The sequence below is a fragment of the Cedecea sp. B1(4) genome (assembly GCF_059414925.1).
Map to the genome: position 1 here is coordinate 1 of NZ_JCAHMZ010000279.1, position 353 is coordinate 353.

General features: G+C 72.0%; 1 protein-coding gene. It reads right to left on the reverse strand.

Annotation, left to right across the window (positions count from 1 at the left end):
- Positions 1-353, reverse strand: a 353-nt coding sequence (locus ACR6JA_RS22935) for an MFS transporter (RefSeq protein WP_494599794.1), incomplete at both ends; no start/stop codon positions are given.

The window sequence follows — 353 nt, forward strand, 5'->3', positions numbered from 1 at the left end:
GCGAATGCTGCGGGTCCTGCACCAATGCGAGGAAGGCCAGCAGCGCCAGCAGGCCGGGAATGAGCGAGAGCCACAGCACGAAGCGGAAGGGGCCGGCGTCGTCGCTCCAGTGCCAGCCCTGAGCGAGCCCCAGCAAGACCACGCCCAACAGCGGGCCGAACACTGCGCCGACGGTGTCCGCCGCGCGATGAAAACCGAAGGCGCGCCCGCGCGTCGCGGGGCTGACCGCCTGGATCAAGATGGCGTCGCGTAACGGGCCGCGCAGGCCCATGCCGAACCAGGACACCATGCGCCCGAGCAGGATCAGCGGCCAGCCCGCGGCCAGGGCGATCAGGGCCTGGCCCAGCGGGGTG